The sequence below is a fragment of the Micromonospora sp. NPDC085948 genome (assembly GCF_040686315.1).
Classification (GTDB): Bacteria; Actinomycetota; Actinomycetes; order Mycobacteriales; family Micromonosporaceae; genus Micromonospora.
The window spans coordinates 336,247-348,574 of the sequence record NZ_JBFBJW010000005.1 but is presented as its reverse complement, the minus strand read 5'-3'; the positions used below and the strand labels follow the sequence as shown (position 1 = coordinate 348,574).

The following is a 12,328-nucleotide window of genomic DNA, read 5'->3' as shown; positions in this document are numbered from 1 at the left end:
ACGTCAGCCGCCTAGCAATTAGGTGGACTCATGAAGTTGCTGGTACTCGGCGGTACGAGGTTCGTTGGTCGGGCGGTCGTCGACGCCCTCCTCGACAGTCACGACGTGACCGTGCTGAACCGTGGAACGCAGCCCCTCTGGGACGGCCGGATCACGCAGCTCGTCGCCGACCGCGACGACACCCGCCAGATGGCCGACGCGTGGACGGTGGCGTACGACGCTGTCGTCGACGTCTCCGCTACCGTGCCCGGGCACCTGCGGCACCTGCCCCGAGCCACGGAGATCCCCCGGTACGTGTTCATCAGCTCGGCGGCGGTGTACAGCCGTGAGTCGGCGGCTCCGCCGTTCCGGGAGGACGATCGGGCCGACGGCGACGCGATCTGGGGCGGGTACGGCGAGGCCAAGGCGACCTGCGAGCGGCTCCTGCGCGAGGCGCTACCCGCACGGTCCCTCACCGTCCTGCGCCCGCCCTACGTCTACGGCCCGCACAACACCGAACAGCGCGAACAGTTCCTCTGGGCCAGGATGGCCGCCGACCAGCCGGTCTTCGTGCCAGGTGACGGACGTACCCGGATCCAGTTCTGCGCCTCGCGGACGGTGGCCGAGACGGTCGTGGCGGCGGTGGAGGGCCGGCTGCCGACGGGCACGTACAACGTCGCCGAACAGCGCGGGTACACGTTCCTGGAGTACCTCGCGGTGCTCGCGGACGTCATCGGCCTGCCCGCCGCCCGGATCGTGCCGGTCACGGACCCGTCCGTACCGGCGCGGGAGTACTTCCCGTTCCGCCAGGCCGAGCTGACGCTCGACGTCAGCCGACTCGCCGCGCTCGGCCTCGTCCCGGACGTGGACCTGGCCAGCGGCCTGGCCGCCACCCTGGCCTGGTTCCGCCGCAACGGCGGTCTGCCCGACGAACCCACCCCACGGGAGTACGCGTGGCGCGCGACGACACCCGGGGCCAGCCCGTGGAGTGGTCAGGGTGGCCGCTGACGGCGCGGTTGACGCGTGCTTCGGTTCGGGGCAGGGCTGGAAAACCGGTGCGGTTGGGTTGGTTGGTTGGGGCAGGATGTCGGCATGATCTGGGGCCGACGCGACAGTGACGTTCGCCCGCCCTCGGTGGCGGGGGAGAGTGAGTTGCTGGGCGCGGTGCGGGTCACGGCCCACGAGGCGTGCGATGGCCGGTGGGAGGCGTTGCACCGTCTGGTCGAGGTGCTGCTGAAGGTCGATGCCCTGGGCGACGAGGTGGTGGCGCGGTCGGCCTTGGCGTTGGTCGCCGGGCTGCCGGGGCTGGTGGTGCGGCTCGACGGGCACGCGCGGTCGGAGCCGTGGTACGCCCACTACCAGGAGCCTGCGACGCGCATCGCGGAACGGTTTTCGACTGTGTCGTCGGGGCCGGTGGCGATGGTATTGGCGAGCATGCATCGGGACGGGCGGATCCGTGAGCCTGCGGTCGCTGCGATGGTCAGTCGGCCGTGCCCGGAGGTGATGCCGTTTCTGGTGCTGCGTACCGCCGATTGGGTCAGGCCGGTGCGGGACCGGGCGCGCGCCGGGCTCGCGGTGCTGCTCGCCGACGACCCCGGTGTCTTCCTGCCTGCGGTGTTGCCGATGGCGCTGCGCCTGGACGCGCGCCTGCGTGCTGGCTTCGCGGTCACCCAGGCTCAGGCAGCGGTGCTGGCGGTGACGGAGCAGGTGTGGCGCGGTGTCCTCGGCGAGGGCGGCCGTCGGGAGCGGCAGTTCGTCTTCGAGCTCGTCCTGACGCAAGGCCGGCTGCGTGTGCCGGATCTCGTGACCTTTGCCGAGTCGGATCCGGATGTACGGCTGCGGGCGCGGGCGGCAGAGGCGGCGTGTCGTGAGGCGGTGTGGACCCGTCGGCTGGATGTCCTGCAGCGTCTGGCGCGGTCGGTCCGGGCCGAGGTGCGGGTGGTGGCGTTGACCGGACTGATCCGCGCCGGCAAGGACGCCGACGTCGTCGGACACCTGGATGATGACGCGCCGCTGGTACGGGCGGTGGCCCGAGACGCGGCCCGCCGCCTCGGTGTCGACGTGCGGGCGCGCTATCGGACTGGCGTCGAGGTCGGCGAGCCTGGTTCGGGGGCGATCGCCGGACTCGCCGAGACCGGCTCCGCAGCGGACGCCCCGTTGCTACAGCGACTGCTCGGCCATGAGCGGGCAAGGGTCCGTGCTCAGGCGGTACGTGGTCTGCGACTGCTGGACGCGGTGGTGCCGGGGGAGTTGGCGGCACTGGTGCGGGATCCGTCACCGGCCGTGGTGCGGGAAGTGACCGCAGCGCTGCGCCCGGTGGCCGGCGCGCTGCCGCCGGACCTACCGTGGGAACTGCTTCGGGATGGGCGAGCGGAACTACGGCGGGCCGGCTACCGTCTCCTGCGCGGTCGGGGTGTCGACGTCGAGCTGCGCGCCGCACTGCTACTGGCCGTCGACGCGCACCCGCGCCTGGCCGAGCGGGGCAGGGCCGATGCCACCCGCATCGCCCGTGACGTGGCGCGGACGACGTGGCGCCGGACCCCGCAGCCGGAACTGCAGGTCACCGGTGCGGAACACGCTGAGCTTGTCGCGTTGGCGGCAAGGGCCGCAGCGGCGCTCGGCGAGGAGACCAGTCAGCAACTCTCGGGCTGGCTCGCGAGCAACCATCCCAGCGGATGACGGCCATTCAGGAGAGCGGAGACCCTGACGGTTGTGGAAGGGGGATTCCGGCCCCAGCGGCGGCGAGTTCGGAGCGGATCACTTCGAGCAGTCGGCCGACCCAGTTGGTGGCTCGTTCGCTACCGATGGACCAGTAGGCGGAGCCGGAGTCGACGTAGACGACGTGGGCGTCGCCGCTGTCCAGCAGGGTCTGTGCCATCTGCGGGTGCTGGGTGTACTTGGCACGCAGCAGGACGGTCATGACGGCCAGCCGCGCCGCAGCCCAGTCGGCATGGCGGGGTGCCTGCTCAGCTAGCAGGCCGGCGTCGTATCCGCGCGGTGCCGCGGTGATCTGGTCGTGCCAGTGTGGGTCGGACGTCGAGAGCGCCCAGTAGGCGTGTGTGACGCTGGGGTAGCTGGTGGCGCCGACGGTGATCACTGCCGGGTAGTCGTTCTGCAGGACTTCGACGCCGGGTGGATCCGGCCAGCCGCGGGGGTAGACCACCTTGGGGATCGTCAGCGTGGGGTGCACCGGGCGTTCGGGGCCATCGGCCGGGACTCGCGCGTCCCAGGTCTCGATCGCGATCTCCCGTTCGCGGAAGTACGCGACCGCCTCGGCCCGCCTCTGCTCGGTGACGACCGGTCCGTTCGGCCGGCCGTGCAGTGGTGCACCGAGGTCGGTGATCAGGATTCGCAGTGGAACGTCTTTGCGGTCCATATCGCCGAGGGCGTAGACGCGCAGGTGTTCGGGGATGGCCAGGTAGCGCTCACGAACCGTGTGTCGGTTGTCGTCGGTGGGGTCGGTCAGGTAGGTCTGCACCGCTTGTAGGCATCGACCGGTGGAGTCGGGTCGACCGTTGAGCCGGTCGATCTCGTCGGAGACCTCGCCGAGAAGCATCTCGGCGCTGATCGCGGAGCTGGGCTCGGTGAACCGCCACGCCGCCAGGTGATGCGCCGATGCCCATGCGCCCTCCTCGAGAGCGGTGGCGACGCTGCCGCAGCGCAGTTGTTTCGCCAACCCGTCGAGGTCGGTCAGCCCGCCGGTGCCGCAGTCGATCGCGCCGTCGGCGTAGATGACCAGGTCGGCCAGGAAGTACGTGTCCATGCTGCGGGTGAAGACGGGCCGCCAGGTGCCTTCGACTCGTTGGCCGTCCACCTGGCGGTAGGTGCGGCGATATCTGGTCATCGGCGCACCGTAGTCCAACCGTGTCCGACCCACCATGCGCAACGGCCGCACGGGGAGTTGCCAACGGCGAGCGCGAGTTCGCAGGCGGTCCGCGCAGGTCGCACGCGGCGGCGCCCCGTCCTCCGGTGGACCGGTCAGCGGATGCCGTGGGCCGCCGCGGCCCGGTCCAACTCGGCGCGTATCACCTCGGGCGGCTGCATGCCCGAGAATGGCCGGCCGCCGTCGATGACGAGTGTCGGCACGCCACTCACCCGCAACTCGGCAGCGCGCCGCTGATCCGCGGTGACGGCGTCGGCATACCTGTCACCGGCCAGCACCGCACCTGCCTCCTGCGCGGGCAGATCCACCTCCTGCGCCAACTCCAGCAGGACGCGGTGGTCGGCGACATTCCGCCCCTGCGCCTGGTAGGCCTGCAGCAGCGCCTCGACCAGCGCTGCGGCCCGGTGGTGGTCGGCCGCGAAATGGGTCAGGCGGTGCGCGTCGAAGGTGTTGACGGGACGCGCCCTGTCGAGATCGATGGCCAGGCCCAGCTCCGCGGCGAGCCGCCGGATCAGGGTCAGCCGTGCGGGCAGTCGGTCCGGTGGGGTCCACGAGGCCATCGCCTCGGCGGCGGTCGGGCCGGGGCGCCGTCCCTCATTCGGCGACAGCTGGTAGCTGCGCCACCGCAGCTGAGCCTCGTCCCGGCCGGGGAAATCCGCCAGGACCCGCTGTAGCCGGTGCTTGGCGATGTAGCACCACGGGCACAGTACGTCGTAGAAGACTTCGATCAGCACGCCGCTCACCCCCGGAGCAGGACTGCGGTCTTGCCGCGGGCGTGACCGGTGTCGATCCGGCGGTGCGCGTCGGCGATCCGGTCCAGCGGGAAGGTCTCCGACACGGTCAGTGTCAGCCGGCCGGTGCGGTACAGGTCGGTGATCGCCTGTAGTCGCTGGGCTGAGCGCTGGCTGCGCAGGGCGCGTACGCCGAGATTGCCCGCCCGGGCGAAATCCACGAGGGTGCCGATCCGGTTCCGGTCGGCGACCAACTCGAGGGAGGCGTCCAGGGCCGCGCCGCCCGCGGCGTCCAAGGCGACGTCGACACCGCCCGTCGCCAAGGCTCGCACGCGGTGGGTCAGTCCGTCGCCGTAGGTGGTCGGTGTGGCGCCCAGCGAGGCAAGGTAGTCCTGGTTCGCCGGGCTGGCCGTGCCGATCACTGTCGCACCCGCGGCCAGGGCCAGCTGCACCGCGACGGTTCCGACGCCGCCGGCCGCGCCATGGATCAGCAGGGTGTCGCCGGCGTCGACCTTCAACTCTTCCAGCGCGGTGTGCGCGGTCTGCGCCGACGCCGACAGGGTGCCCGCCTGCGGCCAGGACATCCCGGCCGGCTTGGTGACGACCTGCCCGGTGGGAACGACGACGTACTCGGCGCAGCTGGCGAGCAGTGCCCAGCCGAGCACGTCGTCGCCTGTTCGGAAGTCGGTGACGCCGGCGCCGGTCTGGTCGACGACACCGGCGAAGTCGTTGCCGACGATCTGCGGGAACCGCACAATCTGACCCGGTGGAGTCCAGCCGGACCGGACCGCCGAGTCGTACGCCTGCACGCCAGCGGCCTCGACTCGGACCCGAACCTCTCCCGGCCCGGCCACGGGCGTGGCCACCTCGACAACCTGCAGCACCTCCGGACCACCGAAGGTGTGGAACGCCGCTGCCCTCATGGATCTCCTCTCATGTGGCACTCCAGCTCCGGCCGACCAGGCCGGGTCGTCCGGGCCAGCCTGCAAGCTCAAGCTCGCTTGAGGTCAAGCTCCCCATGGGGCGACCGGTTCACGGCAGGTGGGCGTGCTCGACCCGCCGGGACCGGTTGAGCAGTTCGCCGTCCTCGCGCCTCAGCGCGTCGTGAACCACACAACCGGGCGCGGCAGCGGGGTCGGCCGCCCATTACCCCTGCCCGTCGGCGAGTGTCTCGCGGAATCGGGGTCGCCGGATCGGCACCGACCGGGCATGATCCTCTACGCACCGAACCGGCGGATCTTTACCCGTGCGACGAGATGCGATACCAGTTCAGCTGGCCCAGCGAAGTCTCGGCCGCGCCGCTCAGGAGAACACCGTGCACTGTACGAAATGCGGAGCCGAACTCGGACACCCCGGCCAAGGCCACACGTGCCGGTCCTCCACACCTCCGCCCGCGCTCAGAACAACAGGTTGGAACGTCGCGACCTGGTTCGCGATCGGGTTCGCCATCCTCTTCGCCGTGGCCGCGATCGCCGCGGCCGTCCTGGGCAGCCTCCCGAGCGGCCGGGCCCGGCCGCTGCCCCCCTCCGGCACCGGCGCGGCGATCGGCGGCTCCGGCACCGCGATCGGCTTGGCCCTGGCCAACCTGATCCTGTTCGCCGCCATCATCGGCCTGGTGGTCAGCGGGCTGATCTGGGGCCGCGGCACCCGCCAGATCGCCGAGGCGCACGGCTCCTCCGGCCGCTCGTACAGCCGCCACTGGGGCACGCGCGTCTTCTCCGCCAGCATCGTCTCCAGTGCTGCCGTCGCCTGGCTGGCCACCGACCGAACCGCTCCGGCCGTCCTGTTCGGCCAGGCGACCCTGCGTATCCTGGGCGCCGCCGCGCTGATCGGGGGAATGCTGCACAGCCGGGCGCGGGTCCTGCGGCTGATCGCTGACGTCGACCGAGTCGTCGCCGGTCACTATTCGCCGGTCGCCGGGCAGGACCCGGCGTGGCCGCTGTCGCCCAGCCCGACCAGCGAGGACTGGAACGCCGGCCAATGGGACCCCGAGGTGATGCGCGACATCGAAGCCCGCCGCCGCCGCAACAGAACCTGACCTCAAGATGCGGCTGGTCTCCAGCGTGACGACAATCGAGTACGGCTAGCAGCCGGACTCGACCGAGGGCTGGGTGAGCGAGGAGACGGTGTGATAAGTCGGAGCCTGCTACTACTCTTCCTCGCCACGACGATCCCGATCGTCTGCTTCCCCGGTCCGTCTGTCGCGTTCATTCTTACCAACTCCGTACAGAAGGGCCGCGCCCTCGGCCTGGCTTGCGTGCTCGGAGTCGAGATCGGATATCTGGTACACGTTTTCGGTGCTGTCGTCGGCGTCTCCGCCGTCATAGCGGCGAGCGCCCAGTTGTTCACCATCGTCAAACTGGCCGGCGCAGCGTGGCTGCTGTGGCTCGCCTGGAAGGCGTTCCGCTCCCGCAAGGAGGGGACTCTTGCCCAAGCGGGTGAGGGTGCCCGCGGAGATCTCAGACCTCTTGCCGCATTCCGCAGCGGCCTGCTTGTCGGTGCCCTGAACCCGAAGACCGCCGTCTTCTTCCTGGCCTTCCTACCCCAGTTCGTCTCCGCCGACGCTGGACCCGTCCCCGTACAGTTGCTGATCTTTGGGCTGCTGTTTATCGCACTTGCCAGCATTCCTGACACGCTCTGGGCATTGGCCGGCGGATTCCTGCGAACGCTGACACCGAGGCTGCGACTACGTTCACTTGACCGGGCAGCCGGCGTGGTCTACTGCGTGCTCGCCGCCTTCGCGTTAACCACGACCGCGCGGGCCTGAGATTGACTCCTGAGTCAGTGGGTTCCTGAGGTGCTGCGCTGACGGGCGCGCGCCCACAGTCGACGAGGGCGGTAAGGCCGCGCGTATGGTCCGTCGCGTGACGACTGACGAAGAGCGCGACCGCCTCGCCGAGCAGCTCGCGGCGTTACCGGTGTACGAGCTCGTCGACGTGATGCGCCGAGTCTTGCCGCGTCACACCGAGGACAATCACGGCATCCGAACCGAACTGGTCCTGGCTGAGGCGACAGCCTATGAGGACGATCCCGGTCTTGAGGTGGAGCTGGTCGCCTGGCCTGACCGCGACTACTACGACGGTGGGCTTGGGCTTTACCAGGGCCTGTGGGAGAACGGTCACTGCGCGAAGTGCGACATCGAAGTGACATCGAACGCCAAACGTGCCTTCTGTCCTTTCTGCGGCTCCCGGTGCAGCCTGACGTGACCTCCAGGTATCGATCACGACGTCGAGCGGAAGGTCGTCATGCCCGAGAAGGCCGTCACGCAGAAGGCGCTCTGTTACATCGTGCGGAATGGAGGGCTGCTCGTCTTCCGGCACACGGACCACAGCTACGAGGAGGTGGGCGTCCAGGTGCCGGGTGGCACCATCCGCCCCGGTGAGGCTCCGGAGGATGCCGCGCTTCGCGAAGCCCACGAGGAGACCGGGCTCACGGACTTCAGGGTCGTCCGCAAGCTGGGGGAGGCCGAGTACGACATCAGCCCTCTTCGGTTCGAGATCCAGCGCCGGCACATCTTCCTCATGGAACTCTTGGAGCCCACGCCCCTGCGTTGGTCGAGCCAGGAGGACCACGACGGCACCCAGCCGCCGACTCCGTTCGAGTGCTTCTGGGTGCCGTTGACGGCGGGGCACATCCTGCAATCCGGTCAGGGTGCGCTCCTGGGCCGAATTTTCGACTGACGTCGCTGCCGCCAGCGGGTCGCGGTGGTGGCTGCTGTTGCGGTGCTGCTCTGGTTGCACCACGAGCCTCGACGGTGCGTCAAGCCCAACCCGCCAACCCTCAGTGATCAGCAGACTCCGGGTGACGTCCTGGTGCGGGCCTGGAGCCACTCGCGGCGGCCAGGCGCCTCGCCTCGGTGACCAGTCGGCTCGACCCGCCGCGCGCGGTGACCTCGGCCAGCCCGGGCACGTCGATCCGGACGGCTGTCGCGCCCGCCGTCTCCGCCGCCAGGGTCAGCAGGTCCGGGGTGCCGCGCGGGGGCTTCGGTGCCGCCAGCAGCGAGGGCAACGCGGCGGCGAGCAGGTGCCAGACGCTGAGCGGGGCACCGGCGGCGGCCGCGTCGCGTAGCGGCTGCAGGGCGCGGGTCAGCGTGAGGTCACCGACGGCGGCGAGGGTGCCGAGGTGAGCTCCGACCGTGGGAGCGTCCAGGTCGCCGGAGGCGGCCAGCATCAGCAGGGCGTCGACGGCCGCGACCCGGTCGGACTCGTGCCGGGCACCCAGGCCGTACGCGAGGGCGAGGTCGACGGCGGGACCGCCGTCGCCGCCGCACTCGGCGAGCAGCGGCAGGATCGCGGCACCACCCGACAGGTCCTGGTCGGCGCCGCTGGCGATGTCGGGCAGCGCGTACGCCGCGACCAGTCCCCGGTAGCCGGGCAGCACGGCCGGCCAGAGCAGAGCCGCGTCGCCGACGTAGCTGTCGACCGTTCCGGCCGGCACGGTGAGCAGGCCGAACGGGTCGTCGACGCCCTCCGGCGGGCTGAGCACCACGTGGGTCCGTTGCCGAGGCGGTTCGTCGTACCCCAGGTAGTAGCTCTGTCGGCGCTCCTGTCGGGGCAGCGTGACCACCCGCTGGTCCGGGGTCGGCAGGCCGCCGGCGCGCAGCCAGCCGGCGAGCCGGTCGCCGGCCGGTGTGCCGAGCGTCGCGGCCCTGGCCGCGAGGGGCTCGTCGACACGCGCGGGCAGCCGCAGCAGGGCCTGCGTCAGGTCCATCTCCCACGCGCCGTGCTGGCCGAGCAGGGCCAGCCGGTCGTACAGCACCTCCGGGTCGAGGGCACCGTTCGCCCTGGTCGGGGCCGCGAGCAGACCGGGGTGCTGGGGCATACCGACGCGGTCGCCGATCTCGGCCAGCCGGGCGCGCAGCAATCGGTGCGGCGGGAGTACCCGTGCATCGGGCGACGGTCCGCCCGGCGCGCGCCGCCGCACCGCCGCCAGCATCGCGGCCCATCGTCCCCGCCGTCCGCCTCCCTCGACCGGATCGGCCGCCGCGTGCAGCACCCCGCCGAGGAGACCACACAGGCAGTACGGATCCCACGGGTGTTCCTCCGCGCCGGCGCGGTGCCGTCGCAGCACCGGAATCAGGGCCTCCTTCAGCCGGTCGTCACCGGCGAGCCGGACCACCGCGTCGAGAACCCGTTCCAGGTCGGACGCTGTTTTCGGGCCGCCGAGCAGGGAGGCGACCTCCTCGGCCAGCTCGTCGGGGTCGGCGATGGCCGGGGGAGCGGGCAGCGGGCCGGCCGGTGGTGGCAGGTCGTCGCCCACCGCACCGACCACGACCCGCGGGGCGACCACGTGCCCGTGCCGGGCGGCCAGCGTGCCGGCCCGGTCGCGGATGTCCGCCGCCGGGTGGTCGACAGCTGTCGCGATCACCTCGGCGATCTCCGCCGCCCGGTCGGGGTGCCGGCGGGCGAGCTGGTCCAGCCACGCGAGCTGGGCGCGGACCAGCGCCTTGTCGGGCCGGACGAGCACAGCCCGCGACGTGTCGAGCAGCCCCTCGATCTCCACGCCGTCGCGAGCCCGCAACGTCTTCTGCGCCATCGACGCCACCGGCCCTGGGGCGTCGGCGAGCAGGCGCAGGTAGTCGCCGCGATGCCCGTCGACCTCGCTGGCGGTGGGCTCCAGCAGGGCGTGCAGGGTGACGAACGCGCGCAACGCGGCCGGCCGGTCGCCGCGCAACAGCCGGCTCATGCAACCGTCGAGCAGCACCCTCCGGTCCAGGCGGCCCTCGCCGGCCAGTCGTGCCAACGCGCGCGGCAGGGCGAACGTCTCGTCGGTCATGAACTCGTCGAAGGACATCCGCGTCCCGGCACCGTCCAGCTCGAACAGGCGCGGCACCAGGGCGTCGAGAAACACGTCCGCCCGGAGCCGGTCCACCAGCGGGATCGGTCGCTGCCCCTCCGGCGGCCACGCCATCAGGGCGAGCCACCCCTGCACGAACTGGTCACCGGTGGGTGCCGCCGCCTTCTCGGCGGTGAGCAGCTCGGCGACGAATGCCCAGCCGTCCGTCGGGTCATCGCGGCGGAGCCGGTCCGCCAGCCGGTGTGGCAGCTCGCCCAGCCAGGGCACCCCGCGCGTCCGCCCGACCTGGGCCACCAGCGCGGCGTCGACACCCCGCAGCGACACGTTCCGCCGACCGAGCAGCTCGGCCGCCGCGGCGGCGGTCGGCAGGCACCCGACGGCGGCCACCGCCAGGGCACCCGCCTGATCGTTCCACCACCAGTTGTCGCGCCGCCGGCGCACGTGGGCCACCAGCCCACCGGCGAACGACCGCCGTCCCTGCTCGTCGAGGTCGGTGACCGCGTCGACGGCGGCGCGAACGTCGCCCTGGACCAGGAAGTCGAACGGATCGCTCACGCCCCGACCTCCACCGAAGCGCCCACCATCGACGTGGCGAGCGCGTGCTTGCACGGCCCGCGCTGACCGCGGTGCCGCGCCCACCAGGGACAGGAGCAGGTGTACGAGTGGTCCGCTCGGCGGCGCACCCGGTAGACCTCGTCGCCGTGGCGTACGGTCGCCGCCTCGCCGTCCAGGGTGACCGCGCCCGCCTCGACCAGCGCCCGCGCCGCGACCAGCCGCGGATTGTCCCGCTCGGCCCGGCCGGCGTCGTACGGCAGCACCCGGTGGAAGTAGCCCGCCTCGGTCACGTCGAACCCGACCCGTCCGGCGGTGCCCAGGTGGGCCAGGGCGGCCCGGACCCGGTCCGCCGAGATCCCCGCCGAGGCGGCCAACGCGTGGACATCGATCGTCGGGTCCCAGGACAGCAGTGCGGCGACGAGCGCGGCGTCGTCGGCGACGTCGTCCGTGGCGAGCGCGGTCAGTGCGCCGCCCTCGCCGGAGAAGCCCCGGTAGGGCTCCGGCGAGAGGGTCAGCGACAGCCGCAGCGCGCCGGTGTCGAGCTGCCACACGCTCGGTAGCGGCGGCGACCCGGCCGCCGCCGGTGGCCCGTACACCCGCAGGCTCTTCGCGTATCTGAGCAGCCCCCGCAGCGTGGCGAGCCGCCCGGCGCCGGCCAGGCACACCGCGCCGGGCACGGGGCGTGCGGTCAGCCGCAGCGAGCGCCCGGTCGGCACCACCCAGAGCACCGACCGGTCGTTGCCCGCCGGCAGCCGGCGCAGGAAGGCGGACGCCTCCGCCGCGGGAATCTCCGCCCGCGGTTGCATGGCCGCGGCGATCAGATGGACCTCGGCGAACCCGCGCAGCCAACGTCCGGGCAGCGGCACCTTCTTCTCAACCACCTCTCCGTCGAGGGTGGACACCGTCAGGTCGTCCGGACCCACCGACAGGTGCAGGGGGTCGATGCCGCCCACCCGGGCCAGCGCCTCCCGCAGCGGCGCGTTCACGTCGACGTTCGTGGTGCCGTGCTCGACGATGTCGCCGTCGAACCCGGCCGGCACGACGTCCAGCCGCGCGTACACCCCGCAGCAGCCGGAGAACGACTCGAAGCGCATCCGGTCCCGGCTGCCGGTGACCACGGGATCGAGGCTCGCCGGGCTGACCGGCTGGTGGTACCGGGTCCGGGCAACTTCCGCGACCGCCAGGAGCCCGGCGGCCGCCGCCTGCGGAGTCGTCAGAAAACCGGAGAAGAACCGCGGGTTGGTCGCGGGTCCGCCGCTTGTCTGCAGCGCCAGGTCACCCCTGTGCAGTGTGGACGGTCGGAGGTAGCGGTAGGTCTGGAGGACGCTCACGACTGCAGAACGTACGACCGACCCCCGACATCCTGCGAGGGAGGTCAGTCCAC

General features: G+C 71.8%; 11 protein-coding genes. 6 read left to right on the top strand and 5 right to left on the bottom strand.

Annotated features, from left to right (window positions below; all coding sequences use genetic code 11):
- Nucleotides 1-30: 30 nt before the first annotated feature.
- Together AB0O48_RS16615 and AB0O48_RS16610 are read left to right on the top strand one after the other, a co-directional pair.
- The gene (locus AB0O48_RS16615) at nt 31-987 is read left to right on the top strand and encodes an NAD-dependent epimerase/dehydratase family protein (RefSeq protein ID WP_365066392.1); all 957 of its coding nucleotides are present in this window, start codon (nt 31-33) and stop codon (nt 985-987) included.
- Between the two features lie 84 nt (nt 988-1,071).
- Nucleotides 1,072-2,658: a hypothetical protein gene (locus tag AB0O48_RS16610; protein WP_357570412.1), complete on the top strand. Its 1,587-nt coding sequence runs from the start codon at nt 1,072-1,074 to the stop codon at nt 2,656-2,658.
- A 7-nt stretch (nt 2,659-2,665) separates the two neighbouring features.
- Here the strand turns inward: AB0O48_RS16610 and AB0O48_RS16605 are convergent, their stop codons facing one another.
- The 3 genes from AB0O48_RS16605 to AB0O48_RS16595 form a co-directional block, all read right to left on the bottom strand.
- Nucleotides 2,666-3,823: an NADAR family protein gene (locus tag AB0O48_RS16605; RefSeq protein ID WP_365066389.1), complete on the bottom strand. Its 1,158-nt coding sequence runs from the start codon at nt 3,821-3,823 to the stop codon at nt 2,666-2,668.
- A gap of 134 nt (nt 3,824-3,957) precedes the next feature.
- Nucleotides 3,958-4,596 (bottom strand): DsbA family oxidoreductase, encoded by a 639-nt coding sequence (locus AB0O48_RS16600; protein ID WP_365066386.1) that lies wholly within the window; start codon nt 4,594-4,596, stop codon nt 3,958-3,960.
- A gap of 5 nt (nt 4,597-4,601) precedes the next feature.
- The gene (locus AB0O48_RS16595) at nt 4,602-5,516 is read right to left on the bottom strand and encodes an NADP-dependent oxidoreductase (RefSeq protein WP_365066384.1); all 915 of its coding nucleotides are present in this window, start codon (nt 5,514-5,516) and stop codon (nt 4,602-4,604) included.
- A gap of 536 nt (nt 5,517-6,052) precedes the next feature.
- Here AB0O48_RS16595 and AB0O48_RS16590 point away from each other — a divergent pair.
- From AB0O48_RS16590 to AB0O48_RS16575, 4 genes are all read left to right on the top strand, one after another.
- The gene (locus AB0O48_RS16590; RefSeq protein WP_365066381.1) at nt 6,053-6,631 is read left to right on the top strand and encodes a hypothetical protein; all 579 of its coding nucleotides are present in this window, start codon (nt 6,053-6,055) and stop codon (nt 6,629-6,631) included.
- 90 nt (nt 6,632-6,721) lie between these two features.
- Nucleotides 6,722-7,360: a LysE family translocator gene (locus AB0O48_RS16585; RefSeq protein WP_365066379.1), complete on the top strand. Its 639-nt coding sequence runs from the start codon at nt 6,722-6,724 to the stop codon at nt 7,358-7,360.
- 97 nt (nt 7,361-7,457) lie between these two features.
- Nucleotides 7,458-7,799, top strand: a complete 342-nt coding sequence (locus AB0O48_RS16580) for a hypothetical protein (RefSeq protein ID WP_357240157.1) — start codon at nt 7,458-7,460, stop codon at nt 7,797-7,799.
- Between the two features lie 39 nt (nt 7,800-7,838).
- Complete coding sequence (locus tag AB0O48_RS16575; RefSeq protein WP_365066375.1) at nt 7,839-8,273, top strand: NUDIX domain-containing protein; 435 nt, start codon at nt 7,839-7,841, stop codon at nt 8,271-8,273.
- 100 nt (nt 8,274-8,373) lie between these two features.
- Here the strand turns inward: AB0O48_RS16575 and AB0O48_RS16570 are convergent, their stop codons facing one another.
- Nucleotides 8,374-10,944 (bottom strand): DUF6493 family protein, encoded by a 2,571-nt coding sequence (locus AB0O48_RS16570; protein WP_365066373.1) that lies wholly within the window; start codon nt 10,942-10,944, stop codon nt 8,374-8,376.
- Nucleotides 10,941-12,275 (bottom strand): SWIM zinc finger family protein, encoded by a 1,335-nt coding sequence (locus tag AB0O48_RS16565; RefSeq protein WP_357570406.1) that lies wholly within the window; start codon nt 12,273-12,275, stop codon nt 10,941-10,943. Before AB0O48_RS16565 ends, AB0O48_RS16570 begins: the two co-directional genes overlap by 4 nt.
- Nucleotides 12,276-12,328 lie beyond the last annotated feature (53 nt).

What these genes read in the sequence shown, in the direction of transcription:
- AB0O48_RS16615 (WP_365066392.1), top strand. Translation starts at nt 31, where the DNA reads ATGAAGTTGCTGGTACTCGGCGGTACGAGGTTCGTTGGTCGGGCGGTC.
- AB0O48_RS16610 (WP_357570412.1), top strand. Translation starts at nt 1,072, where the DNA reads ATGATCTGGGGCCGACGCGACAGTGACGTTCGCCCGCCCTCGGTGGCG.
- AB0O48_RS16605 (WP_365066389.1), bottom strand. Translation starts at nt 3,823, where the DNA reads ATGACCAGATATCGCCGCACCTACCGCCAGGTGGACGGCCAACGAGTC.
- AB0O48_RS16595 (WP_365066384.1), bottom strand. Translation starts at nt 5,516, where the DNA reads ATGAGGGCAGCGGCGTTCCACACCTTCGGTGGTCCGGAGGTGCTGCAG.
- AB0O48_RS16575 (WP_365066375.1), top strand. Translation starts at nt 7,839, where the DNA reads ATGCCCGAGAAGGCCGTCACGCAGAAGGCGCTCTGTTACATCGTGCGG.